General features: G+C 60.5%; 26 protein-coding genes, 1 pseudogene and 1 riboswitch. Of the genes and pseudogenes, 13 read left to right on the plus strand and 14 right to left on the minus strand.

Annotated elements, in window-relative coordinates:
• Positions 1-5: 5 nt before the first annotated feature.
• From CAG47_RS06065 to CAG47_RS06075, 3 genes are all read right to left on the minus strand, one after another.
• Positions 6-947, minus strand: a complete 942-nt coding sequence (locus tag CAG47_RS06065; RefSeq protein WP_085724014.1) for a MerR family transcriptional regulator — start codon at positions 945-947, stop codon at positions 6-8.
• The gene (locus CAG47_RS06070) at positions 947-1,906 is read right to left on the minus strand and encodes a DUF523 and DUF1722 domain-containing protein (RefSeq protein ID WP_085724015.1); all 960 of its coding nucleotides are present in this window, start codon (positions 1,904-1,906) and stop codon (positions 947-949) included. Before CAG47_RS06070 ends, CAG47_RS06065 begins: the two co-directional genes overlap by 1 nt.
• Before the next feature lie 154 nt (positions 1,907-2,060).
• Positions 2,061-3,047, minus strand: coding sequence for an NAD(P)/FAD-dependent oxidoreductase (locus CAG47_RS06075; RefSeq protein ID WP_085724016.1), 987 nt, complete (start codon positions 3,045-3,047; stop codon positions 2,061-2,063).
• 196 nt (positions 3,048-3,243) lie between these two features.
• Between CAG47_RS06075 and CAG47_RS06080 the strand changes: the two genes are divergently transcribed.
• Both CAG47_RS06080 and hemH read left to right on the plus strand, forming a co-directional pair.
• Complete coding sequence (locus CAG47_RS06080; protein WP_085724017.1) at positions 3,244-4,146, plus strand: TIGR01777 family oxidoreductase; 903 nt, start codon at positions 3,244-3,246, stop codon at positions 4,144-4,146.
• Positions 4,147-4,159: 13 nt separating this feature from the next.
• Complete coding sequence (gene hemH, locus CAG47_RS06085) at positions 4,160-5,182, plus strand: ferrochelatase (protein ID WP_085724018.1); 1,023 nt, start codon at positions 4,160-4,162, stop codon at positions 5,180-5,182.
• A gap of 105 nt (positions 5,183-5,287) precedes the next feature.
• Here the strand turns inward: hemH and CAG47_RS06090 are convergent, their stop codons facing one another.
• Together CAG47_RS06090 and upp are read right to left on the minus strand one after the other, a co-directional pair.
• On the minus strand, positions 5,288-6,562 hold the full coding sequence (locus CAG47_RS06090) for a uracil-xanthine permease family protein (RefSeq protein WP_085724019.1): 1,275 nt from the start codon (positions 6,560-6,562) through the stop codon (positions 5,288-5,290).
• A 2-nt stretch (positions 6,563-6,564) separates the two neighbouring features.
• Positions 6,565-7,203: a uracil phosphoribosyltransferase gene (gene upp, locus CAG47_RS06095; RefSeq protein ID WP_008016648.1), complete on the minus strand. Its 639-nt coding sequence runs from the start codon at positions 7,201-7,203 to the stop codon at positions 6,565-6,567.
• A gap of 165 nt (positions 7,204-7,368) precedes the next feature.
• Here upp and CAG47_RS06100 point away from each other — a divergent pair, with 165 nt between their 5' ends.
• From CAG47_RS06100 to CAG47_RS06115, 4 genes are all read left to right on the plus strand, one after another.
• Positions 7,369-7,926 carry a hypoxanthine-guanine phosphoribosyltransferase gene (locus CAG47_RS06100; RefSeq protein ID WP_008016649.1) on the plus strand — a complete coding sequence of 186 codons (558 nt, stop codon included), beginning with the start codon at positions 7,369-7,371 and terminating at the stop codon, positions 7,924-7,926.
• A 3-nt stretch (positions 7,927-7,929) separates the two neighbouring features.
• Positions 7,930-8,403, plus strand: coding sequence for a WbuC family cupin fold metalloprotein (locus CAG47_RS06105; protein WP_085724020.1), 474 nt, complete (start codon positions 7,930-7,932; stop codon positions 8,401-8,403).
• A gap of 162 nt (positions 8,404-8,565) precedes the next feature.
• Positions 8,566-9,051: a hypothetical protein gene (locus CAG47_RS06110; RefSeq protein ID WP_085724021.1), complete on the plus strand. Its 486-nt coding sequence runs from the start codon at positions 8,566-8,568 to the stop codon at positions 9,049-9,051.
• 63 nt (positions 9,052-9,114) lie between these two features.
• Positions 9,115-9,402, plus strand: a complete 288-nt coding sequence (locus CAG47_RS06115) for a PA4642 family protein (RefSeq protein WP_085724022.1) — start codon at positions 9,115-9,117, stop codon at positions 9,400-9,402.
• 66 nt (positions 9,403-9,468) lie between these two features.
• Here CAG47_RS06115 and mqo read toward each other — a convergent pair whose 3' ends face one another.
• Both mqo and CAG47_RS06125 read right to left on the minus strand, forming a co-directional pair.
• Positions 9,469-10,977, minus strand: coding sequence for a malate dehydrogenase (quinone) (gene mqo, locus CAG47_RS06120; protein WP_085724023.1), 1,509 nt, complete (start codon positions 10,975-10,977; stop codon positions 9,469-9,471).
• 737 nt (positions 10,978-11,714) lie between these two features.
• Positions 11,715-11,954 carry a hypothetical protein gene (locus CAG47_RS06125; protein WP_085724024.1) on the minus strand — a complete coding sequence of 80 codons (240 nt, stop codon included), beginning with the start codon at positions 11,952-11,954 and terminating at the stop codon, positions 11,715-11,717.
• A 204-nt stretch (positions 11,955-12,158) separates the two neighbouring features.
• On the opposite strand from CAG47_RS06125, the gene CAG47_RS06130 reads away from it, so the two are divergent.
• Positions 12,159-12,743 (plus strand): YajG family lipoprotein, encoded by a 585-nt coding sequence (locus tag CAG47_RS06130; protein ID WP_085724025.1) that lies wholly within the window; start codon positions 12,159-12,161, stop codon positions 12,741-12,743.
• 114 nt (positions 12,744-12,857) lie between these two features.
• Here the strand turns inward: CAG47_RS06130 and CAG47_RS06135 are convergent, their stop codons facing one another.
• Positions 12,858-13,064, minus strand: a complete 207-nt coding sequence (locus CAG47_RS06135; protein ID WP_085724026.1) for a hypothetical protein — start codon at positions 13,062-13,064, stop codon at positions 12,858-12,860.
• 189 nt (positions 13,065-13,253) lie between these two features.
• On the opposite strand from CAG47_RS06135, the gene CAG47_RS06140 reads away from it, so the two are divergent.
• Entirely contained in the window at positions 13,254-13,532 is a 279-nt protein-coding gene (locus CAG47_RS06140) for a hypothetical protein (RefSeq protein WP_085724027.1), read from the plus strand.
• Between the two features lie 180 nt (positions 13,533-13,712).
• Here the strand turns inward: CAG47_RS06140 and CAG47_RS06145 are convergent, their stop codons facing one another.
• Positions 13,713-14,879: a 1-acyl-sn-glycerol-3-phosphate acyltransferase gene (locus CAG47_RS06145; protein ID WP_085724028.1), complete on the minus strand. Its 1,167-nt coding sequence runs from the start codon at positions 14,877-14,879 to the stop codon at positions 13,713-13,715.
• A 139-nt stretch (positions 14,880-15,018) separates the two neighbouring features.
• Between CAG47_RS06145 and CAG47_RS06150 the strand changes: the two genes are divergently transcribed.
• Genes CAG47_RS06150 through CAG47_RS06160 form a run of 3 tightly spaced genes read left to right on the plus strand, consistent with a single transcriptional unit; the run spans position 15,019 to position 16,130 of the window.
• Positions 15,019-15,201, plus strand: a complete 183-nt coding sequence (locus tag CAG47_RS06150) for a CPXCG motif-containing cysteine-rich protein (RefSeq protein WP_085724029.1) — start codon at positions 15,019-15,021, stop codon at positions 15,199-15,201.
• Between the two features lie 9 nt (positions 15,202-15,210).
• Positions 15,211-15,471 (plus strand): putative signal transducing protein, encoded by a 261-nt coding sequence (locus tag CAG47_RS06155; RefSeq protein ID WP_008016661.1) that lies wholly within the window; start codon positions 15,211-15,213, stop codon positions 15,469-15,471.
• Positions 15,472-15,506: 35 nt separating this feature from the next.
• Entirely contained in the window at positions 15,507-16,130 is a 624-nt protein-coding gene (locus CAG47_RS06160) for an SOS response-associated peptidase (RefSeq protein WP_085724030.1), read from the plus strand.
• A gap of 105 nt (positions 16,131-16,235) precedes the next feature.
• Here the strand turns inward: CAG47_RS06160 and CAG47_RS29290 are convergent, their stop codons facing one another.
• Together CAG47_RS29290 and CAG47_RS29295 are read right to left on the minus strand one after the other, a co-directional pair.
• Entirely contained in the window at positions 16,236-17,078 is an 843-nt protein-coding gene (locus CAG47_RS29290; RefSeq protein WP_371917181.1) for a methyl-accepting chemotaxis protein, read from the minus strand.
• A 12-nt stretch (positions 17,079-17,090) separates the two neighbouring features.
• Positions 17,091-18,377, minus strand: a pseudogene (locus tag CAG47_RS29295) (HAMP domain-containing protein); the annotation flags it as partial.
• Between the two features lie 270 nt (positions 18,378-18,647).
• Between CAG47_RS29295 and CAG47_RS06170 the strand changes: the two are divergent.
• Positions 18,648-19,466, plus strand: a complete 819-nt coding sequence (locus CAG47_RS06170) for a M48 family metallopeptidase (protein WP_085724032.1) — start codon at positions 18,648-18,650, stop codon at positions 19,464-19,466.
• A gap of 120 nt (positions 19,467-19,586) precedes the next feature.
• On the opposite strand, the gene CAG47_RS06175 is transcribed toward CAG47_RS06170, so the two are convergent.
• The 3 genes from CAG47_RS06175 to CAG47_RS06185 all read right to left on the minus strand — a co-directional run bounded on the left by CAG47_RS06175 (position 19,587) and on the right by CAG47_RS06185 (position 22,433).
• Positions 19,587-20,171 (minus strand): TMEM165/GDT1 family protein, encoded by a 585-nt coding sequence (locus CAG47_RS06175; protein WP_085724033.1) that lies wholly within the window; start codon positions 20,169-20,171, stop codon positions 19,587-19,589.
• Between the two features lie 90 nt (positions 20,172-20,261).
• A riboswitch (yybP-ykoY riboswitch) is annotated at positions 20,262-20,384 on the minus strand.
• A gap of 51 nt (positions 20,385-20,435) precedes the next feature.
• Positions 20,436-21,434 (minus strand): class I SAM-dependent methyltransferase, encoded by a 999-nt coding sequence (locus CAG47_RS06180; RefSeq protein ID WP_085724034.1) that lies wholly within the window; start codon positions 21,432-21,434, stop codon positions 20,436-20,438.
• A gap of 33 nt (positions 21,435-21,467) precedes the next feature.
• Positions 21,468-22,433: a 2-hydroxyacid dehydrogenase gene (locus CAG47_RS06185; RefSeq protein WP_085724035.1), complete on the minus strand. Its 966-nt coding sequence runs from the start codon at positions 22,431-22,433 to the stop codon at positions 21,468-21,470.
• Between the two features lie 92 nt (positions 22,434-22,525).
• Between CAG47_RS06185 and CAG47_RS06190 the strand changes: the two genes are divergently transcribed.
• Positions 22,526-23,155 (plus strand): LysE family translocator, encoded by a 630-nt coding sequence (locus CAG47_RS06190; RefSeq protein ID WP_085724036.1) that lies wholly within the window; start codon positions 22,526-22,528, stop codon positions 23,153-23,155.
• Positions 23,156-23,208 lie beyond the last annotated feature (53 nt).

Consider the following 23,208-nt stretch of genomic DNA (forward strand, 5'->3'; position numbering starts at 1 on the left):
TTCATTTAAATCAGCCCGCGCTGAACGAGTGCCTGATGTGCCGACAACGGATCTTCGGCCAGGTACAAATCAGCGATCTCGGAAGTACTTGCGGACAACTCTGTCTGGTGGATGCAGACCGTTGGTCCGGCAATCATTTTTGGGCAACCGACGCCTTTGAAAAGTTTCGTCAGTTGCGCAAGGTTAATGGCCTTGCTTGAGTACAGCAGAACCCCACGGGGTTGCAGCAGTTCGACCGCCAATGCCAGTTCGCCGACAGGCAGTGGCCCGTCGAAGACCTCCACCGGGCAATCCGCACTGCTGACAAGCCAGGCTGTCAGCCATAGATGCGGTTCCATGGGCAGGTCCGAGTGGTTGATCAACAGCAGTGGCGCAGTGCGCAACTGACGATTGTTATGGTAGATGCGTGCGCCGAATTTGCTGCGTAACCAGGCACAAAAAAAGCGCTGTTCCATCTGAACTCCGAACTGGCCTTGCCAGCGATGCTCCAGGGCGGCCAGCAAAGGCATCAGCAACTGCTCGCACAGGGTGCGTGGCGGATACAACGCCATGGCCTGATTGACGCTGTCATCCAGGGCGCGCTCCTGCAATCCGCTGACAGCCTGCAGCAATGTTTGCAGCAAGATGTGCCAATCGTTGTCGACGCACTCGCTGAAGGCTTGTGGCGTATCGAGCAATTGCTTGACCTGGCTGACGGCAACGCCACGGTTGAGCCAGGTGAGGATGGCCTGGATCCGTTGTACATGGTCGACTGAGAACAACCGATGCCCCTTGGGTGTGCGATGCGGCACGATCAGGCCATAGCGGCGCTCCCAGGCGCGCAGGGTCACGGCATTGACACCCGTTTGCCGCGCCACTTCACGGATCGGCAACCAGCCTTCTTCCAGCGCCTGTTTCAAGTCATCGCCGAGGCCTTCGCGGGCGCTGGTGTCGAGTGCTTTTTTCATTAGATGGCGTTTCGCAGGCTGAGGTTTTCCGGGTGCGGTTGCAGGTAAGCCTGTTGTGTTATGTACGGATCGGGGTGTTGGCGAAAGTGATGTTTAAGCAGCGTCAGCGGCACCACCAGCGGCACGATGCCCTGGCGGTACTGGCTGATCACGTGCTGCATTTCCTGTTTGTCTTCGCGACTGATGGCCTGTTTCAGATAGCCACTGAGGTGTTGCAGGACGTTGGTATGGGTGCGGCGGGTGGCGCATTTTTTCAGCGCCGACATCAACTCGCTGAAATAGCGCGGGCCAAGTTCCTCTGGATCGGTATGTCCCATGTTGCCCAGCAGGCGCCCCAGGGTTCTGTATTGCACCGGGTTGTGGGCCATCAGCAGGTACTTGTAACGCGAGTGAAAGTCCGTGAGGCCGTGCCGGGTCAGGCCTTCCTCGCGTAGTTGCTGCCAGGCGCTGTAGGCGAACACGCGGGTGAGGAAGTTTTCCCGCAGCACCGGATCGTTGAGCCGGCCATCTTCCTCTACCGGCAAGTCCGGGCGTAGCAGGCAAAAGGCCCGGGCGTAGATGCCGCGACCGCCACCGTCAACCCGTGCACCGTTGGCGTGGTAGACCTTGACCCGCTCCAGGCCGCAGGACGGGGAGTTGTGCATGAAAATGTAGCCGCAGATATCCCCCAACTGCACTGCCATCTCCCGGCCGTAGGTAGCCAGCGGTTGAGTCACGTCAAGGTTGTGATCGAGGGTGCCCACGGCTTCGGGTCGGTCTGCACTGCCCACCAGCCGAATCGGTTGGCGGGGTACGCCCAAGCCAATGGCCACTTCCGGGCACACCGGGATGAAATCGAAGTAATCAGCGAGGGTGCGGCTGCACAAGCGCGATTCCTTGTGCCCGCCATTGTAACGCACGTCGAGCCCCATCAGGCAGGCGCTGATGGCGATTTTCGGTTTGGCGGGGGCGTGGAGCATAGGAGCACCTCGAATCAGAACCTGTACAAACATTTAGGTCTGTACAAGATAACTTCATCATAGATTCGAAGTTATACGAGTCAATTTTTTTGTATAAGTTTTTGATGGGCTGCTGTCCAGGGCGACAGCAGCGATTTGTTCGGATCGATGCGCTTTACTGCAGGTGCTCGTGCAAGCGACGGGCGGCTTCCTGGCCGCTGAGCCAGGCCCCTTCGACGCGTCCGGACAGGCACCAGTCGCCACAGGCGTACAGCCCCAGGTCGGCATCGGCCAGGGTGCCCCATTCGTGATTGCTGGCGGGGCGGGCGTAGAGCCAGCGGTGGGCGAGGCTGAAGGTCGGTGCGGGCATGGAATCGTGCAGCAGTTCGGCGAAGGCACCATGCAGCTGTTCGATCACGGCTTCCTTGGGCAGGTCAATGTGCTGGCGACTCCAGGCGCTGGTGGCGTGCAGGACCCAGGTATCGAGGGTGTTGTCGCGCCCGGGTTTGCTGCGGTTGCGCGCCAGCCAGTCGAGTGGGCTGTCCTGGACGAAGCAGCCCTCGATGGGGGTTTCCAGAGGCGTTTCGAAGGCCAGGGCGACGGCCCAGGTCGGGTCCATTTTCACCCCGGCGGCGGCTCCGGCGAGTTTCGGTGCTGTTGCCAGCAAAGCCGTTGCCTGTGGGGCTGGCGTGGCGATGACCACGTGGCTGAATGGTCCGTGGGTGAAGCCCTCGGCGTCCTGCAGATGCCAGTGTTCCTCACCGCGATAGACCTCGGTGATCCGACAGGCGAAATGCACTTCAAGATCGCCGAGCAGGGCGCGGGTGATGGCACTCATGCGGGGCGTGCCGACCCAGCGGGTCTGCTCGTCCGGCGACAGGTTGAGTTGGCCGCCATGGTAGGTATACAGCTGCGGCGCCCACTCGGCGACCCAGCCCTTGGTCTGCCAGCGCTGGACTTCAGTGACAAAGCGCCGGTCACGGGCGGTGAAATATTGCGCGCCCATGTCAAGAGCCCCCGCATCGCTGCGCTTGCTCGACATGCGTCCGCCGCTGCCGCGGCTTTTATCGAACAATTGAACCACGTGCCCGAGGTCAGTCAGGGCCTGGGCGGCGGAGAGTCCGGCAATGCCGGTGCCAATGATTGCGATAGGTACAGTCATAGGGGCCTCGTTTACCTTTCTGTACAGACTACGCCGGGGTTCAAACCTGTACAATATTGTCTTTTGGTATAACTTTTAGCGTTCTCGTTCTGGCAGCTTGGCCTATTGTTAAACACAGAGCCTGCTCGATACCAAAGATCCCTGCTTATAAAAATAGACTAACGGACAGGGTAAAACGCCACGCGAGGAAGAAGTCATGCACATATTGCTGACCGGCGGTACTGGTTTGATAGGACGTCAGCTTTGCCGGCACTGGTCTGGCCAGGGATATCGCCTGACGGTCTGGAGTCGCCGGCCTGAAAAAGTCGCGAAAACATGTGGTGCCCAGGTGCGTGGAATCGCCCGGCTGGAGGACCTGGGGCAGGAACCGGTGGATGCGGTCGTCAATCTGGCCGGTGCGCCGATTGCCGACCGGCCCTGGACGCACAAGCGTAAAGCCTTGTTGTGGAGCAGCCGCATCACCCTGACCGAAACCCTGCTGGCGTGGCTCGAAGGTCGCGAGCAGAAACCCCGGGTGTTGATTTCCGGTTCGGCTGTCGGCTGGTATGGCGATGGCGGCGAGCGTGAACTGACTGAAGATTCGCGGCCGATCAGCGAGGACTTCGCCAGCCAGTTATGCATCGCCTGGGAGGAGACTGCGCAGCGGGCCGAAGCGCTGGGCATTCGTGTCATTCTCATCCGGACCGGGCTGGTGCTGTCGGCCGAAGGCGGCTTTTTGTCGCGGCTGTTACTGCCATTCAAGCTGGGTCTGGGAGGGCCGATCGGCAACGGCCGGCAATGGATGCCATGGATTCACATCGACGATCAAATCGCCCTGATTGATTTTCTTCTGCATCGCAACGAGGCCGGCGGTCCTTATAATGCGTGCGCGCCCAAACCGGTTCGCAACCGCGAGTTTGCCAGGACGCTGGGCAGTGTGCTGCGTCGCCCGGCGTTCATGCCAATGCCGACCTTTGCATTGAAGGTGGGGCTTGGCGAATTGTCGCTGTTGCTGCTGGGCGGCCAACGGGCTACCCCGGTGCGTTTGTTACAGGCCGGTTTCACTTTCAAGTTCACGGATTTGCGCGCGGCTTTGGACGATCTGTCCGGTCGCCTTTGAAATAGGACGTTGCATGACCGATCACGCGTTGCTTCTGGTCAACCTGGGCTCACCTGCCTCCACCTCGGTGGCTGATGTGCGCAGCTACCTCAATCAGTTTCTGATGGACCCGTACGTGATCGACCTGCCATGGCCGGTGCGACGGCTGCTGGTGTCGCTGATCCTGATCAAGCGTCCCGAGCAGTCGGCCCATGCCTATGCCTCGATCTGGTGGGACGAGGGTTCGCCGCTGGTGGTGCTCAGCCGCCGCCTGCAACAAGCGATGAGCCGTCAATGGCAGCACGGCCCGGTGGAACTGGCGATGCGTTACGGCGAGCCGTCGATTGAATCGACGCTGGAGCGCATGGTTGCCGCGGGGCACAAGCGAATTACGCTGGCGCCGCTCTATCCACAGTTCGCCGACAGTACCACCACCACGGTCATCGAAGAGGCCAGGCGCGTGGTGCGCGAGAATAAGCTCGACGTGCAGTTGTCGGTGCTCCAGCCTTTCTACGATCAACCGGAGTACCTCGATGCGCTGGTGGCCACGACCCGGCCGCATTTGCAGCAGGGCTTCGATCACTTGCTGATGAGTTTTCACGGCTTGCCGGAACGGCATCTGAAGAAGCTCAACCCCGGTCACAGCTTCGACGGTGGCGGTGACTGCTGCGCCGGTGCGCCGCCAGAAGTGGTCGCCACCTGTTATCGCGGCCAATGCCTGCGTACGGCGGCAGAGGTGGCTAAACGCTTGGGGTTGTCAGAGGGCCAGTGGTCGGTGTCGTTCCAGTCGCGCCTTGGACGCGCCAAATGGATCGAACCCTACACCGAAGCGCGCCTCGATGAGTTGGCCAAAAGCGGCGTGAAAAAGATTCTGGTGATGTGTCCGGCGTTCGTTGCCGATTGCATCGAGACTCTGGAAGAGATTGGTGATCGCGGCAAGGAGCAGTTCCGCGAAGCGGGAGGCGAGGAGTTGGTGCTGGTGCCGTGCCTCAACGATGACCCACATTGGGCGCGGGCGTTGAGTGCGTTGTGCGAAAGGGCGCCATTGGCGCTTTAAAAGCTTCGCGAGCAGGCTCGCTCCCACCATTTGGAATACATTTCCTCCTGTGGGAGCGAGCCTGCTCGCGAAAGCTATTTCATTAACAGCAAAGCTCTTGAGGCATTACAGCAGCGGCTCATTCGTCTTCTTGTGCTTCCAGCTGTCATTGCCCGGCAGGATCAGGTTCAAGCCGATCGCCACCACCGCGCACAGTGCGATGCCTTTGAGGCCGAAATCGTCCGGTCCGGTGCCGGTGCCGATCAGCACGCCGCCGATCCCGAATACCAGGGTCACCGAAACAATCACCAGATTGCGTGCCTCGCCCAGATCGATCTTGTGGCGGATCAGCGTATTCATCCCCACCGCCGCAATCGAACCGAACAACAGGCACAGGATTCCGCCCATTACCGGCACCGGGATGCTTTGCAGCAGTGCGCCGAATTTGCCGATGAACGCCAGGCTGATGGCGAAGATCGCCGCCCAGGTCATGATTTTCGGGTTGTAGTTCTTGGTCAGCATGACCGCGCCAGTCACTTCGGCGTAGGTAGTGTTGGGCGGGCCGCCGAACAGACCGGCCGCCGTGGTGGCAAGGCCGTCGCCGAGCAGGGTGCGGTGCAGGCCGGGCTTCTTCAGGTAATCACGACCGGTCACGCTCCCCACGGCAATCACGCCGCCGATGTGCTCGATGGCCGGGGCCAGGGCCACCGGAACGATGAACAGAATCGCCTGCCAGTTGAATTCCGGCGCGGTGAAGTTCGGAATGGCGAACCACGGTGCCGCAGCAATCTTCGCGATATCGACCACGCCGAAGTAGAACGACATGCCAAAACCCACCAGCACGCCGGAGATGATCGGCACCAGGCGGAAGATGCCCTTGCCGAATACCGCAACGATCAGTGTGGTCAGCAGTGCGGGCATGGAGATCATCATCGCCGTCTGGTAATGAATCAATTCACTGCCGTCGCCGGCCTTGCCCATGGCCATGTTGGCGGCAATCGGCGCCATGGCCAGGCCAATCGAAATGATCACCGGCCCGATCACCACTGGCGGCAACAGGCGGTCGATGAAACCGGTGCCTTTGATCTTCACCGCCAGGCCGAGGAAGGTGTAGACGAAACCGGCCGCCATCACGCCGCCCATGGTCGCGGCCAGGCCGAACTGGCCCTTGGCGAGAATGATCGGGGTGATGAAGGCGAAGCTCGATGCCAGGAACACTGGCACCTGGCGCCCGGTGACGATCTGGAACAGGATTGTCCCCAGGCCGGCGGTGAACAGCGCCACGTTCGGGTCGAGGCCAGTGATCAGCGGCATCAACACCAGGGCACCGAAGGCCACGAACAGCATCTGTGCACCCGACAGCACCGTGCGCCAGAGCGGATCGTTGAACTCTTGCTGCATGGTCACGCGTCCTTCTGCTTGGTGCCGAAGATCTTGTCACCGGCATCGCCCAACCCCGGGATGATGTAACCGTGTTCGTTCAGTTTTTGATCAATGGACGCGGTGTAGATGATTACGTCCGGGTGAGCTTTTTCGACCACCGCGATGCCTTCTGGCGCGGCGACCAGCACCATGGCGCGGATGTCCTTGCAGCCGGCCTTTTTCAGCAGGTCGATGGTGGCAACCATCGAGCCCCCGGTGGCGAGCATCGGGTCGATGATCATCGCCAGGCGTTCGTCGATCTCTGGCACCAGTTTCTCGAGGTAGGTGTGGGCCTCGAGGGTTTCCTCGTTACGGGCCACGCCCACGGCGCTGACCTTGGCGCCCGGGATCAGGCTGAGCACGCCTTCGAGCATGCCGATGCCGGCGCGCAGGATCGGCACCACGGTGATTTTCTTGCCGGCGATTTTCTCCACCGATACGGTGCCGCACCAGCCTTCGATATCGTAGGCCTCCAGCGGCAGGTCTTTGGTGGCTTCATAGGTCAGCAGGGCGCCGACTTCCTGAGCGAGCTCGCGGAAATTCTTCGTGCTGATGTCTGCGCGGCGCATAAGGCCAAGTTTATGACGGATCAGCGGGTGGCGGATCTCATGGATGGGCATGGGGAAAGGCTCCGGCGGCGGGCAAAAAAACCGGCCTAGATTAATCTATCCGAGGGTGTTGTCCTATAGACATACAGTACGTTAGTCCACAAACGCTTGATCTGACCGAGCGGGATGCGTACCTTTGCCCGCTTTTCCTGTTTCCGCCACCCCTTGGAGAGCGCCATGTCCGCTGATCTCGAGCATATCCGTCAAATCATGCGAGAGGCTGACTGCCTGTACACCGAAGCTGAAGTCGAGGCGGCCATCGCCCGCGTCGGTGCACAAATCAACGAACAAATGGCCGACAGCAACCCGGTGGTGTTCTGCGTGATGAACGGCGGGCTGATTTTCTCCGGCAAGCTGCTGACCTATCTGCAGTTCCCGCTGGAGGCGTCCTACCTGCACGCCACCCGCTATCGCAACGAAACCAGTGGCGGCGACCTGTTCTGGAAAGCCAAGCCGGAAGTGTCTTTCATCGACCGTGATGTGTTGATCATCGACGACATTCTCGACGAAGGTCACACCTTGGGCGCGATCATCGACTTCTGCAAACACGCTGGCGCACGTAAAGTGCACACCGCCGTGCTGATCGACAAAGACCACGATCGCAAGGCCCGTCCTGACCTCAAGGCCGACTTCGTCGGTTTGCCGTGCGTCGACCGCTACATCTTTGGTTACGGCATGGACTACAAGGGCTACTGGCGCAACGCCAACGGAATTTTCGCCGTTAAAGGAATGTAATAAATGGATACGCCTCGCTTTCTGGATCAGACGTTGTTCGCCGAACTGGCCGGGAAAGCCGCGGCCAATCCTCGTGGGCGTCAGCATCACAACTTCCATCAGATGGAAGATGCTTGCCATCGCATGGCGGTGGGGTTGCAGCCGTCCACGTATATCCCGCCTCACCGGCATCTGGGCGACAACAAGGCCGAAACCCTGTTGGTCCTCAAGGGGCGGCTGGGTGTGTTGATCTTTGATGAGACCGGTGCGGTGCTGAGCAAGACCGTGCTTGAGGCTGGCGGCGACTGTGTTGGCGTGGACCTGCCAACCGGTGTGTTCCACGGTCTGGTGGTGCTGGAAGCCGACAGCCTGATGTTCGAATGCAAGGCCGGTCCTTATCGCCCGGTGGGTGAAGGCGAACTCGCGCATTGGGCGCCGCGCGAAGGCGAGCCCGGTGTTGCCGAGTACCAGGCCTGGATGCGCGCGCAGTTCGATTGATCCGCCCTTCTGTAGGAGCGGGTGCCCGCTTGCGGCATGCTCGCGATGGACGCAAGAACACCACGGGGTATCAGTCACCCCGCGTAATCGTTGACGACCATCGCGAGCGTGCTCGCTCCTACAGGAGATGTGTACGACGTTACGCCGCCCCCGGAGCCCGTCATGAGCCCTTTGATCCGCTGCTGCGCCGCTCTATTGCTCACTTTCAGCCTGCCCTTGGCCGCCGCCCCTGCGCCGATGCATGCGCAATTTTTGCCACCGGATGACCTGACCCTGCGTGACGCCGAGCCCGAGCAGCAACAGTTGCTGCAAGTCACCGAGTATTCGGTGGTGGTCGGCAATCAGCGTCAGTCCAATCAGCAGCCGATTCCGGTCACTTCGCCGTTGTTGATCCGCCTCAAGGGCAAATCCCTGAACAAGGGAGCGACGATCAATCAAGTGTTGGTCAACTTCGATGGCGAGAGCAAGAGCCTGAAAAAGCCGGTCTACGACGATCAGAGCAAGACTCTGGCGCTGTATTACCCGCTGGCTCAGTACCGGGTGATCATCGATCTGTTGCGCAATGACACCGTGTATTGCCAGTTCCTCAGCTACGCCAACGGCCATATCTGGGCTGATCTGCACACCGGCAGCGTTCGTCCGCGTTGAGCCTTGAGCCCACGCGGGGGTAAACTGCCCGCCCCGTGAAATGTCTGCGAGCTGGAGCCGGCAATGCGTAAAGATAAAAAACAAGTGATTGGTGACGAGATCGGCGATGAGCAGATCAAGTTGTTCCTCGATTTCGAACCGGTCGACGCGACTTCTCCGTCTCTGCACAAGCTGGTCAAGGCCTACCGTGGCCTGCGCATCGACGATTTCGAGCGTTTCCTGACGTTTTTCGTCGAGGCGGGTTACGACGTGAATGGCAAGGATGAGCACGGCAATGACTTCGTTGCCCTGATCAAGGATCAGCGCAATGCACCGGATTACATCGAACTGATCGAAAAAATTCGCGGTTGAGTCAATCTCAGCCATAAAAAAACGCCCCGTCCTCAGTGAGGGCGGGGCGTTTTTCATGAGGCCGAATCAAGCGTAGCTTTCGGTCTCGCTGCTGGCTTCAACCAGTTCCAGGGCAACGTTGTTCTGCGTGTTGATCTTGCGATACAGCGCAGCGTCGGCTTCCAGAGCCTTTTCCCGGGCCGGGAAGATCTCTGCCAGCTTGGCAGCCCATTCGCCCTTGGCCTTGGTCGGGAAGCATTTTTCGATCAGCTCGAGCATGATCGAAACGGTCACCGAGGCACCTGGCGAAGCGCCGAGCAGTGCCGCCAGGGAACCGTCCTTGGCCGCGACCAGTTCGGTACCGAATTGCAGGACGCCGCCTTTTTTCGGGTCTTTCTTGATGATCTGCACCCGTTGGCCGGCCACTTCCAGGCGCCAGTCTTCGGCTTTCGCTTGCGGGTAGAAGCGACGCAGGGATTCCAGGCGCTGCTCCATCGACTGCATCACTTCGCTGACCAGGTACTTGGTCAGGTCCATGTTGTTTTTTGCCACCGCCAGCATCGGGCCGATGTTGCCGGCGCGAACCGACATTGGCAGGTCCATGAAGGAACCGTGCTTGAGGAACTTGGTGGTGAAACCGGCGTACGGTCCGAACAGCAGGGACTTCTTGCCATCGACCACGCGGGTGTCCAGGTGCGGCACGGACATCGGTGGCGAGCCCACGGCGGCCTGGCTGTACACCTTGGCCTGGTGGTGCTTGACCACTTCCGGGTTGTCGCAGCGCAGCCACTGGCCGCTGATCGGGAAGCCGCCGAAGCCCTTGCTTTCTTCGATGCCCGAAGCTTGCAGCAGCGGCAATGCCGCGCCACCAGCGCCGAGGAAGACGAATTTGGCGTCGACTTCACGGGTGTTGCCGCTGTTGACGTCCTTGATGCTGACGGTCCAGCCGCCATTGCTGCGCTTGAGGCCGGTCACGCGCTTGCAGTACTTGACCTGGGCATCGGGTGCGCTGGTCAGGTGCTTGAGCAACTGGTTGGTCAGGGCGCCGAAGTTGACGTCGGTGCCATTGATCACGCGGGTGGCGGCGAGGGTTTCGCCAGCGTCGCGTCCAGGCATCATCAATGGCATCCACTCTGCCATCTTGGCCTTGTCTTCGGTGTATTCCATGTCGGCGAAGGCGTGGTGCTTGCTCAGCACCCTGAAGCGCTCCTTGAGGAAGGAAACGCCGCTGTCGCCCTGCACGTAGCTCAGGTGCGGAACAGGACTGATGAAGGATTTGCACGAGCCGAAGGTGCCTTTTTTGGTCAGGTACGACCAGAACTGCTTCGACACCTCGAACTGGGTGTTGATGTGCACGGCTTTCTTGATGTCGACGGTGCCATCGGCAGCCTGCGGCGTGTAGTTCAACTCGCACAGACCGGCGTGACCGGTACCGGCGTTGTTCCACGGGTTGGAACTCTCCGCGGCACCGGAATCCATCAGCTCGACGACTTCCAGCTTGATCGCGGGGTCGAGCTCTTTGAGCAGTACCGCAAGGGTGGCACTCATGATGCCGGCCCCAACCAGTACTACGTCGACTGCTTCGTTATGCGCCATTTAACGCGTCTCCAAAATCTGCAGCACCAAATTGTCGGCATGGCTGCCAGGAGTGACGGGGCGTATCAGTGTTGCCCCAGGTACCCATGGCAGGATCGCCATGTCCGAATCTTCGCAATTTATCGCAACTTCGACGGACGCTACCTGCCGGGCCTATGAGCCATATGAACTCATTTCAGCGTGCGGGAGGCAATTCGACTTATGGTCGATACATCCGTTTGTGCAACCAAATCCGTAGCGGACAGGCTTCAGGCTCCGGTGTTCGAGGAATACTCGGTCCTGTGTCGTTGGGCTGTTGTAGACGCTAATGGTGCATGTTCAGACGCAAAACTATTCATTTGCTCGCCACACTCTTGTGAAGTTGTGAAAACCCGTTTTTTTCACGCTCTTTTGAAGACGTGAACCTCAAAAAGGGCTGTCCCAGCCTGGCACCGTGCCCGGATGGATTGCCGCCATGGGATGCAGGACGGGCAAAACGGGCAAACAGCTCAGTGACCGAGCGTAATGACAGCTCTGCAGATTCGCGAAAAGTGGAGTTTTTGCTCAACAAAACAGCAAGCGCGCCAGCTTCACTCGATCTGTGTGGGCGGCTCTCTGTGGGCGGTGCGGGGTGTCGATACAAGCGTATTGACGATGCTGCGAGGCCCGATCAGGAGACGTCCTTATAATCGGGGGGAGATTGTATCTAAGAAACGCAGGGAAATGGTCGTGTTTAATGACTTTTATTAGGTGTTTGGTCAGGTTGTCAGCGCTTGTTGCGCGCGCGAGCGTGGCTGCTGCTGTTGCGAAACGATGCGGACACCGGCCGGAAGCGGCTGGTTCAGCCAGTTCAGGCGGATCTCTTCGACCTCGACCCAGCCGTCGCCCATGGGCTGGAGACTGCACTGTTTGAAGGCCTGGCAGTGGCCGTTGCGGTCGAGCAGGGCGAAGCAGCGGTGCAGTGGGCGTGGCGCGAACAGAGAGATCAGATGGCGCATGGCGAAGTACCGTGTGGGTGACTGCCGAGAAGATTGCCTTCAGGCCGTTACGTGCAAGTGTAGGAGTGGTGACATCTGTGTGACAGGAACCGCTTTCCCAGGGGGGTGTCAGAGTATTCATCAAACACTGTGAGGTGCTGGTTCCCCGCAGTGGCGCACCGCTATACTGCCGGCCTGTTTGTGCCTGATTCTGGAGAGAAGAGCATGTTGCAACGCCTGTTGTTCGGTTTGATCACTGTGACCAGTTTGACCCTGGTTGGCTGCGCCAACAGCCCGCAACAACTGAGCCCGGAACCCAAACTGACCGCCCAGTTGGCCCCGGTCGGCCATGGCCAGCCCGTCGTGGTGCGTGTAGTGGACGGTCGTCCGTCACCGACGCTGGGCACCCGTGGCGGCCTGTACCCGGAGACCAGTGCAGTCACCGTGCAGAGCGCGCAGATCCTGCCGAAGCTGCAGGCCCAGGCTGAAGCTGCCGTGCGTCTGTTGGGCTTTACCCCGACGAACAATGCCATGAATGCACCGCAACTGACCGTGACCCTCACAGAGTTGAAGTACCAGTCGCCCAAGGAAGGCATGTACGTGACCGAAGCCACCATCGGCGCAACGTTCCGCTCCGATGTACAGAACGCCAACCGTCGCTACAGCGGCCGTTATGGTTCGTCCCTGGACCAGCGCTTCGGTATGGCGCCGAACCAGGAAACCAACACCAAGCTGGTCGGCGATGTGCTGAGCGATGCGTTGACCCGCCTGTTCAAGGACCCGACCGTGGGTCAGATCCTCGGCGAGTAACGCGCCTTCCTGTAGGAGCGAGCATGCTCGCGATGAGGCCGTCACATTCAACATCATTGTTGTCTGTCTGGCCGCCATCGCGAGCATGCTCGCTCCTACAGGGGATCAGTGGTGTCAGGCTGCTTGCGAGTAGAAGTCCAGCACGCTCACACCGGTCAGCAGGTCCGTTTCCGGCAAATCCGCATGTTGATGCCCGCCCAGGGCGCAATACACCAGCCAATGGCGGTCTTGAACGTTGAAGGCGAGGCTGCCGACGAGAGCTTGCTGCTCTTCGCTGGGGGTGATGAGGTAAAGACGATCCTGATTTTCGGCGTGGAGCATGACGTAGTCCGTGTCGGTTTCGAGGTGCGCATGGTCGCCGATTCAGATGACGAAGCCATGACGCAGGGCAGCCATTGATCATTTGCTTTGTTATTTGTCGGAAACAGAGGGCAAGTGCACAGGCTTTCGGTAGAATCCGCGCCGCGGTCGCCGGTCGGCACCTGCCACCTGTTTTACTTGAGGTTTGTGATGTCGCTGCACTTGATGACGCTGTTTACCGCCCATCCCGCCAAATTGATCAATCTGCTGGCCTTGCTGTTTGCCTTCCCGGGCGGCTGGTTGCTGCACAGCACCCGTCGTCGCGAACTGCGCGCGCTGGCCAGTTTGCAGGCAAAGCGCCAGAGCAGCCCCAACGTAGAGCCCACGCTGGACTGGGTGACCTTGCGCACGAACCGGTTTTTCTACATCTTCGGTTTCGCCTGCATGGGGATGGCGCTGCTGGTGTCCTGGATCAGCACTCAGGTCTGAATCTGAAATAGACCCTGTGGCGAGGGGGCTTGCCCCCGTTGGGCTGCGAAGCGGCCCTGAAACCTACGAGGGTTTCCTGCCCACATTGCTCGCCTGTCGAGTCGACGACGGCTTCGCCGCCGAACGGGGGCAAGCCCCCTCGCCACAAAAAGGGCCGTTTTTGTATCCAGCGAAAGCCGCTTACAGCGGCAACCCTGCCTTCACCCGGTACTGATTGCGCACCGGCGTCGCATATTGCAGCACCAGGAATGGACGATGCTCTTCAGGGCAGGCGTCCAGGCGGCGTTGCCATTCTTCCTGGGCCTTGGCCAGTTCCTCGGCCGGGAACACTTCGGCGGCTTTCGGTACCTGCAGTTGCGGATCAGCGTCTTTCCACTGCGCATAAGCCAGGTAGTGCACCGGGAACAAGCGATAGCCGCTGAGGATTTGCTTGTCCATCTCGACCGCCAATTGCTTGGTGTCCTCGAACAGTTCGGTGATCGGCGCGGCAAAGTTCACATGCACCCGGCCCTTGTAGCCGGTAATGCCCTTGGCGATGCTCACGTCATCCTCGCCTGGCGCCTTGGTGTAGCTGCCGGTGGTCGCGCGGATGTAAAGCTCGCGGGCCTTGGCCTGATCGCACGGGTCGTACTCGTAGCTGATCGAAACCGGGGTCAGGTTCAGCGACTGGATGACCTCGCCGAACGGCTCGTCCTTGCGGCTCATGTGGAACATCTTGAGGATCGCCGATTCGGTACGGTCGTCACCGTCCTTGGCGCGTCCTTCGGCCTGGGCGATCCAGATCGAGGCGCAATCGTTGCGGATCGAATGGTTGATGTACGCCGACAACAGTTGGTAAGCCGCCATTTTCTCCCGGCGACCGCTGATCGAGCGGTGCACGATGAAGCTCTTGTTCAGGCGCATCAGGTCGCTGACGAAAGGCTTTTGCAGCAAGTTATCGCCAATGGCGATGCGCGGGGTCGGCAGGCCTGCGTGGTACACGGCGTAGTTGACGAAGGCCGGGTCCATCACGATATCGCGGTGGTTGGCGATGAACAGGTAGGCGCTGCCGGACTTGAATTGCTCCACCCCGGTATAAGTGACGCCGTCGGTGGCGCGTTCGATGGTGTGGTCGACGTAATGCTCGACTTTGTCCTGTAGCGTGGCCACGGAGGTAATGCCGGCAAACTCACGGCGCAGCCGATGGGCTATAAGTGGTTTGAGTGCCCAGCCTAAAGCGCCGGCGAAGCGCGGGAAGCGGAAGTGGGTGAGGATATCTAGAAACGCCTTGTCGCCGAGCAGTCGTGCCAGCACTGCCGGGACTTCACTGTCGTCGTAAGGTCGGATGGCATCGAATTCGCCCATCATGCTCTCTTGTTAGAAACGGCTAGGGTAAGTAAAGGTTCTGATCGAAAACCGGCGGGGCACGGTCTGAAAAAGTAGCCAGACAAAAATAGCCCTGCAAACAGACCGGCGATTATACGCACAAGTCACCTGGGAGACCGCGATGCTGGAAGACGCGTTTTATGAATGTCCGTACTGTGGTGAGGAAGTCGAGACGACGGTGGATTTGTCCGGTGGCGATCAGACCTATATCGAGGACTGTCAGGTGTGCTGCCGGCCGATCACCTTCGTGTTGCAGGTTCATGAAGAGGAATGGCATCTCGAAGTGTTCAGTGAAAACGACTGAGGGGCGTGTATGCAGCGCATCTACGATCCGGAGAACTTGATGGAAGGCGAGTTGCTGCAAGGCATGCTCGCCAGCGAGGGCATTGAGGCGCATCTGGTGGGCCGTGATCTGCTTGGCGGTTCCGGGGAGTTGCCGATCTATGGTCTGCTTGGGCTGTCGGTCGAGAACGACCAGGCCGAATACGCCCGCGAGCTGATCACCGCGTACAATGCTGCGCTGCCGCTGCCCGGCGATGAACCGGACAGCTTTCCCGGCACGCTGGTCTGTTAGGCTGGCGTTCGTTTGATCAAGAGTTGTGTTGCCCCATGTGTGGACGTTATGCCCTGTTTCGCTGGAACCCCGCCTTTGCTGCGCTGCCCGGTTTTCCCGCCGATCAGCAGGCGCAGTGGAACATTTCTCCCAACGATTCGGTGTTGATGCTGCGGGCCGGGCCTGACGGCCAGCGTATGCTGGCCCGTGCCCGCTGGGGCCTGACGCCACCCTGGCTGACCGACCTGTCTCGTACTCCGGCCCACGCCCGCGCCGAAACCGTTGCCGAGCAACCGATGTTCCGTGAAGCCCTGCGCTTGCGCCGCTGCCTGTTGCCGGCCAATGGTTTCTACGAATGGCGCGGCACGACGCGCAAGCGCCCGTACTGGCTGACACCGGGGGAGGGCTCGTCATTGTTCTTTGCGGCGATCTGGGAAGCGTATCCAGTGCAGGAGCAGGTCTGGCTGAGTACCGCCGTGATAACCCAGCCGGCGGCGAGCCAGCGGCGCCCGTTGATTCTTGATGAGGCGGGGCAGGCGGCGTGGCTGGATCCCGAGACGCCATTGCATGCGTTACAAGCCTTGCTGGCCAGCGAGCCTGCCGCATTGCGCGAACGGGTGCTGGCCAACATGGTGAATGATCCGAAGCTCAATGGCCCGGAGTGTCTCACTCCGGGTTGATTCGGCGCCAGTTCAGGCCCCTTCGCGAGCAGGCTCGCTCCCACAGGGATTTGTGGTGTTCACAAAACCTGTGGGAGCGAGCTTGCTCGCGATGGGGCCTTGGGATCAAACCCTGAACTGATTGATCAACCGCCGCTGCTGCTCGGCCAGCCTGGTCAAGTCCGCACTCGCCGCGCTCGACTCATCCGCGCCGCCGGCCACTTCGTTGGCCACCTGGCCGATGTTGATCACGTTGCGGTTGATGTCATCGGCTACGGCACTTTGCTCCTCGGCCGCGCTGGCAATCTGGGTGTTCATGTCGTTGATCACCGATACCGCCTGAGTGATGGTCTCCAGGGCTTCGGCGGCCTTGGAAGCGTGCAACACGCTTTCATCCGTGCGGTTCTGGCTGTCTTCCATGACTCGTACCACATCCCGCGTGCCTTGCTGCAGTTGCTGGATCATGGCCTGGATTTCTTCGGTGGCCTTTTGTGTCTTCTGCGCCAGGTTGCGCACCTCGTCGGCCACTACGGCAAAGCCGCGGCCCTGTTCACCGGCGCGGGCGGCTTCGATGGCTGCGTTCAGGGCCAGCAGGTTGGTCTGCTCGGCGATCCCGCGAATGGCGGTGAGGATGGCGTTGATGTTTTCGCTGTCCTTGGCCAGGGTTTGCACCACGCCGACGGCCCGGCCGATCTCCACGGCGAGGGCGCCAATCGAGTTCGAGGTGTCGCGCACGATCTGCATGCCCTGGCTGGCGGCCTGATCGGCATGACTGGCGGCCTGCGCGGCCTGGGTCGCATTGCGTGCCACGTCCTGGGCGGTGGCGGTCATTTCCTGCACGGCGGTGGCCACCTGATCGATCTCGGCCATCTGCTTGTGCACACCGGTGTTGGTGCGGATGGCGATGTCGGCGGTGTGTTCCGACGAATCGCTGACGCTCTGCACCGACGTCACCACTTGAGTGATCATCGCCTGCAACTTGGCCAGGAAAGTGTTGAAGCCTTTGGCGATCGAGCCCAGCTCATCGGCGCGGTCGCTGGTCAGGCGCCGTGTCAGGTCACCTTCGCCCTGGGCGATATCGTTGAGCATGGCGACCATTTGCTTAAGTGGGCGAGCGATACCGTGGCCCACCAGCCAGATCACCAGCAGACCGATACCGGCAATCACCAGGCCGACCATCGCCATGCCGAAGGTGTCGGATTTGCGTTGTGCGTCCAGGTCGGCCTGGAGTTTTTGCAGGTCGGCCATGACCGCGTCCAGCGGCAATTGCAGCATCAGAGTCCAGCGGGCGTCGGTCTGGCCGATGCCGAAAGGCAGGTACAACTCGATCCGGCCCTGGGCCTTGTCGACCGTGTAGGTAACTTCGCCGCGCTTGAGATTGGCCATGTTGGCGATCTGCTTGCTGTCGAGGATGTCGCTGACTTTCTCGCCGAACTTGCTCGGGTCCTTGGTGTAGGCAACGATCCGGCCATTGCCGCCGATCAGGGCCATTTCACCGGCGCCGCTGTAGAGTTTCTGGTTGGCGCCCAGGAGCATTTCCTGGATGAAGTTCACCGACAGGTCGGCGCCGACGATGCCCTGGAAGACGCCGTTGAGCATGATCGGCTCAATAAAGGAGGCGAGCATGACGATCTTGTCGCCGACCTTGTAAGGCGCCGGATCGATCACGCAGGATTTCCTGGTTTCTTTCGAGCACAGGTAGTACTCGCTGGCGCGCACGCCAGTGGACAGGGTTTTCTGGTCGTCGACGTCCACCAGTTTGTCCAGGCCCAGGGTGCCGTCGTCGTTGCGGAACCACCACGGCAGGAAGCGTCCGTTGCTGGCGTCGATGCCGACCACCTGGGTGCCGACATAGGCCGCATCGTTGTGATCCAGTGCGTCTTTTTCCCAACCGATGTAAGTGCCGAGGATTTTCGGATTCTTGACCACGTTTTCCTTGATCAGGCCGATCAGTTGCTCGCGGCTGAGACTCAGGGCGGGCTGGCCATCGGCGCCCGGTGTGCCGATCAGGGCATTGACCCGTACGAGCCCGCCGGCAATCAGCAGGGGAGCTTCGAGTTCGCGCTGGATCTGGCTGACCTGGGTTTGTGCCAGGGATGTCAGGCGTTGTTCGATGACTTGCTCGAATTGGGCCTGCGTCCGCTCCTGGACCATGTCTTGCGTCCGGGCGCCGGAAAACAGTGCGTACACCACCAGCGCTGCCACGACACTAAGGACAATGGCGCCGGCAAGTGCCGCCACGGAAAACTGGATCGACTTGAACTTCATGGGGGCTCCGCGCGGAAAAGGACGTCTGGCCAGGTGTATCGGCAGGGAGTAGCGCGGGCATGAGCGCGGCTGCTTGAAATGACTGTCATTGCATGCCGGATGTCGTAATTGAACACATGCACGGTGTGATGGGGGTGGGTTGCCGTCGAATGTGAATTTTTTCTACGGCGATGAGAGCTTTGTCCGAATTGTGCGTCTTACGACCACTGTATCTGGCGTCGATACATTTCCACGCCTAGGATACGCGGCATGTTTTCAGGGAATTTTTCGATGAACAAGATTTTGGTTGTCAGTGCACTGAGCGCCGCGCTGCTGCTCACCGGTTGCCAGTCGGTCCATACCACCAGTGGCGGCGCTGTGGGTGTCGAGCGCACGCAGTACATGTTCAGCATGTTGTCTGCGCAAGAGGTCGACCAGATGTACGCCCAGTCCTATCAGAAGACAGTGGGCGAGGCGTCCAACAAAGGTGTGTTGGACAAGACCAGCAACGAAGCCCGGCGGGTTCAGGTGATTGCCGACCGGCTGATTGCCCAGGCGCCGAACTTCCGTCCGGACGCGGCCCAGTGGAAGTGGGAAGTCAACCTGATCAAGAGCGATGAGCTCAATGCCAACTGCGGCCCTGGCGGCAAGATCATCTTTTATACCGGACTGATCGACACCCTGAAGCTGACCGACGATGAGATCGCCGCGATCATGGGCCATGAAATCGCCCATGCCCTGCGCGAGCACGGACGTGAAGCGATGTCCAGGGCTTATGGTATCGAAATGGCCAAGCAGGGCGCCGGCGCCTTGTTGGGATTGGGGCAGGACACCATGGCCCTGGCCGATACCGTGGCCAACTACGGCATGACCTTGCCCAACAGTCGCGCCAATGAAAACGAGGCGGACCTGATCGGTCTGGAACTGGCCGCCCGCGCCGGTTACAACCCGAATGCCGCGATTACCCTGTGGAACAAGATGAGCAAGGTCTCGGAAGGTGCGCCACCGGAGTTCATGAGCACTCACCCGGCGTCGTCGAGCCGTATTGCGGCGTTGCAGGCGGCGATTCCGAAAGTCATGCCGCTGTACGAGCAGGCCAAGAAGTCCTGACATCCCCCTGTAGGAGCGAGCATGCTCGCGATGGAGGCCCGAACAACGCTGGCATCCAGACTGCCCGCGTTATCGTTGACGACCATCGCGAGCTTGCTCGCTCCTACAGAAGCATCTAGATCAAACCCACCCGCTGCTCTGCATCGCCTTGTACACCGCGACAATCGCCAGGATGAAGAACGCCGACGCCGCCAGTCGGCGGATCAGTGTCAATGGCAATTTTTCGGCGGCAAAGTTACCCGCCAATACCACCGGTACGTTGGCAATCAGCATGCCGGCGGTGGTGCCGATGATCACCAGCCACAACTCTGGATATTGCGCAGCCAGCATCACGGTCGCGATCTGCGTCTTGTCGCCGATTTCCGCCAGGAAGAACGCGATCAGCGTGGTCAGGAACGGCCCGAACTTGCGGGCGGTACTGGCTTCGTCGTCATCCATCTTGTCCGGCACCAGGGTCCACAGGGCGGTCGCGGCGAAGCTCACGGCAAGGATCCAGTGCAGCATCGTATCCGAGAAGAAACTGCCGACCCAGGCACCGACTGCACCGGCGGCTGCGTGGTTGGCCAGGGTCGCGGCGACGATACCGGCGATGATCGGCCAGGGCTTGCGAAAGCGGGCAGCGAGAATGAGCGCGAGCAGTTGCGTCTTGTCGCCGATTTCGGCCAAGGCAACGATTGCGGTAGGTACGAGCAGTGAATCCAGCATCAGGGGTTTTCCTAAGGGGCGGGTCGACACGGCTATGACACGTACAGCCTTCCCGCCCCGGGTAAGGTGTGCGTGTCATAGGTCTTGTCAAACCCTGCGATCCATCTGGTGTGGATGCTTGGGTCGCATACGCCATGGTCTTTTGACCAAGTATGTTGACGCATGCCGGACGAGCGTGGCGCTCGTGGGAGACTACTCCCCTAGGACGGAGCGGATTCTGCCTAGGCAAAATCCATTCGGCAAGCCTTCATTTTCAAAAAAGTCTCAACCGCGTCTGGCCTGGTAGATTCTGAAACCCTGTCCTTCGGCCTTGATCGCGCATGCGCCAAGATGCTCTTCGATCAGCGGTTGATACTTCAGGAAGCTATTCGCTACAAGGCGAAGTTCGCCGCCGTTTTTCAGATGTTTGCTTGCTTTTCGCAGCAAGTTCTCCGTTGCGAAATAGTCGGTGTGCACGCCGGTATGGAACGGCGGATTGCTCAGGATCGTACTCAAGCCCATCGGCGCGGCATCGATTCCGTCACCGGTAATCACCTCGGCTTCCAGACCATTGGCAGCCAGGGTCAGGCGACTGCTGGCGGCGGCAAAGGCGTCCACATCCAGCAACGTGACCTGGTTGTGTGGGTAACGACGTTTCACCGTCGCCCCCAGAACTCCGGCGCCGCAACCGAAGTCGAGCAAGTGACCGCCGGGCAGCTTGTCCAGATGCTCCAGCAGCAGCGCGCTGCCGCGATCCAGGCGACCATGGCTGAAAACCCCCGGCAGGCTGATGACCTTCAGCGGGCCTTCGGCCAATGGCAGTTCGTAAGTCTGAGCCAGACTTTCCAGCGGTTTGGCTTCAGGTGCGTTGGCTACGGTGACCAGCCAGAGCTGGCAGTGTCGCGCGCTGTCGAGTTTGCGTGGCTTGCCGAATGGATTGAGTTGTTTGGCGGCACCTTCGATGCCGCTTTTTTTCTCGCCGACCAGGTACAGCTCGCGGCCTGCCAGCCGCGAGGCGAGGGCGTTGAGGATGTAGTCGGTCAGGTCCCTGGCCTTGGGCAGAAACACCACGGCGGCTTCGAAACCACGCTCCGGCGCGGTTACGCCAAAATGACTGCGCCCGGCGAAGCGGGCGTCCAGCGCGGCATGATCGCCGGCGTGCCAGCACCAGCCGTGGGCGTCGGGCAGACGGCCCAGCAGGTCGTCGGCGGGCAAACCGGCCAGCAACACCGAACCCTGGAATAACTCGGCCTGACGAAGCAGTACTTCACTGCGCGGATCCATAACTGCTCCCGTGAAAAAAAGTGCCGCAGTTTATCAACTGACGACCCGCAGCGCCTCACCGCTGAAGTACCCCAGTGCGTTTTCGGTTACTTGAGCAACGATTCGCTGGCGCGCTTCGCGGCTGCCCCAGGCATTGTGCGGGGTGACGATCAGGCGCGGGATGTCGTGGGCCAGCAGCGGATTGCCGTTGACGGGAGGTTCGACGCTCAGCACGTCTGTGGCTGCGCCGCCCAGATGCCCGTTGCGCAAGGCGTCGGCCAGGGCCTGTTCGTCAATCAAGCCACCGCGTGCGGTGTTGACCACGAATGCGCCTGGCTTCATCGCAGCCAGTTCACGGGCGCCGATGAAGTGGCGGGTATGTTCGTTGAGCGGGCAGTGCAGGGTCAGGGCGTCGATTTGCGGCAGCAGTTCATCCAGCGGCAAACGGTCCGGCCGCGCGGGGCGCCCCGGAATCTGCCCCAGCAGCACGCGCATGCCGAAGGCTTCAGCCAGGCGGGCGACAGCACCCCCCAGTTCGCCGTGACCCAGCAGGCCGAGGGTTTTGCCTTCGAGTTCGACAATCGGGTAGTCCAGCAGGCAGAACTGTTTGGCCTGCTGCCAGCGGCCTGCGTCGATGGCTTTCTGATAATCGGCCAGGCGCGTGGCCAGGTTGAGCAACAGCATGATCGTGTGCTGTGCCACCGACGGTGTGCCGTAGCCCTGGCAGTTGCACACGGTGATTCCGTTGGCGCGGGCAGCGGCGAGGTCGACGTTGTTGGTGCCGGTGGCGGTGATCAGGATCAGCTTGAGATCAGGGCTGGCGGCCATGGCGGCGGCATCGATCAGGATTTTGTTGCTGATGGCGACAGTGGCGCCCTTGAGGTGTTCGATGACTTGATCGGGCAAGGTCTGGGCGAACAATTTCAACTCGCTGAAACAACTGCGCAACGGGTTGAGGTCAAGGTCGCCGAGGTCCAGGGACGGGTGGTCGAGGAAAACGGCGCGGCGGGTATTCGTCATCAACTGTACCTTTTGTGCATTGAACTGAACGCGTAATCTGCTGAGCCTACCAGATGAAATAAATAGTTACGCTTGGCCTGAAGGAGCCCCACATGTACTGGACAGAGTTCTTGACCGTCGCCCTGATTCACTTGCTGGCCGTGGCCAGCCCCGGCCCGGACTTTGCCGTGGTGGTACGTGAAAGTGTTACCCACGGTCGCCGCGCGGGCACATGGACCGCAATGGGCGTGGGTACGGCGATTTTCCTGCACGTGGGGTACTCGCTGCTGGGTATCGGCCTGATCGTGTCCCAGTCGATCGTGCTGTTCAATGCCTTGAAGTGGGCCGCCGCCGCTTATCTGCTGTACATCGGCTACAAGGCACTGCGCGCGCAACCGGCCAGGCCTGTGGCGGACGATCTGCACAAGGAGGCCGGCGAGCGCACGGCCCGTGGTGCCTTTGCCTCGGGTTTCGTCACCAACGGGCTCAACCCGAAAGCCACATTGTTCTTCCTCTCGTTGTTCACCGTGGTGATCAATCCGCACACGCCGCTGGCCGTGCAGGCCGGTTACGGGGTTTACCTGGCAGCCGCGACAGCCGTCTGGTTCTGCCTGGTGGCGATGTTGTTCAGCCAGCAGCGCGTACGCGCCGGTTTCGCGCGCATGGGGCACTGGTTCGACCGGACCATGGGCGCCGTGCTGATTGCGATTGGCGTAAAGCTGGCTTTTACCGAGATGCATTGATTTCGCAGGCGCGGCAGACAGCGAATCCCTGCAGGTGCTGGCTCAATGCCAGC

This window comes from Pseudomonas sp. R37(2017) (assembly GCF_002113375.1).
Taxonomy (GTDB): domain Bacteria; phylum Pseudomonadota; class Gammaproteobacteria; order Pseudomonadales; family Pseudomonadaceae; genus Aquipseudomonas.